Origin of the sequence: Microbacterium sp. ZXX196, assembly GCF_009709595.1 — a bacterium.
Classification (GTDB): domain Bacteria; phylum Actinomycetota; class Actinomycetes; order Actinomycetales; family Microbacteriaceae; genus Microbacterium; species Microbacterium excoecariae.
On sequence record NZ_WMEE01000555.1, the window covers coordinates 1 to 231 of the forward strand.

At 61.5% G+C, this 231-nt stretch carries 1 tRNA gene; it reads right to left on the reverse strand.

The window, feature by feature from the left end:
• Positions 1-146: 146 nt before the first annotated feature.
• Positions 147-219, reverse strand: a tRNA-Met gene (locus GJQ66_RS13955).
• Positions 220-231: the final 12 nt, after the last annotated feature.

Consider the following 231-nt stretch of genomic DNA (forward strand, 5'->3'; position numbering starts at 1 on the left):
CGCTCCTTGCACTCCACGCAGGCCAGCGTGATCTTCGGGCGGACGTCGGTGGCAGCCACGTGAGTGCTCCTTGACGGACTGATGGACGGGTGAACGCATGAAGAGTAGCCGATCGGGAGACCGACCCCACAATCGGCTACTGTCTGTAGCGGTGACCGGACTTGAACCGGTGACACAGCGATTATGAGCCGCTTGCTCTACCGACTGAGCTACACCGCTGCGATGTGAGCG